The 459-nt window shown below is 61.4% G+C and carries 1 pseudogene; it reads left to right on the forward strand.

Annotation, left to right across the window (positions count from 1 at the left end):
* A pseudogene (locus tag ACFHWW_RS34260) lies at nucleotides 1-308 on the forward strand (hypothetical protein); the annotation flags it as partial.
* Nucleotides 309-459 lie beyond the last annotated feature (151 nt).

Raw genomic sequence — 459 nt, forward strand, 5'->3', positions numbered from 1 at the left:
CTCTGCAGGGGCTGCAGAACGTCCTCACTGGTTACCAGTGCATGACGGTCTACAAGCCGATCTATCGCGAGGTCGCCGCCGCAGCCGCCGTTGCCGTGATGGTGCGGGCTGGTCAGACGCTCGGCGCCGAACTGGTCAATGGCGAATATGACGCGGAAAGCCACAAGGTGCCCTCAATTCTCTTGGAACCCGTCAGCGTCACCGGCAAGAACATGGCCGACACGGTGGTTGCCGACGGCTTCGTCACCGCCAAAGACCTCTGCGTCAACGAGGTCGCCGATGCCTGCGCCAAAGTTGGCATTCGGTAGTTCGTGGACCGCGCCGCGGATACGGCGTGGTGATCGGCTGATCCACGGGCAAGACCCCGTGCGATCGGCCTCCAATTCGAGGTGAGCGATGAATGAGTCTCCTCTGCTCTCGCTGAGGGCGATTAAGAAGTCTTTCGGAGCGGTACAGGTT

Source organism: Sinorhizobium sp. P24N7, from assembly GCF_042436655.1.
GTDB lineage: Bacteria > Pseudomonadota > Alphaproteobacteria > Rhizobiales > Rhizobiaceae > Sinorhizobium > Sinorhizobium meliloti_A.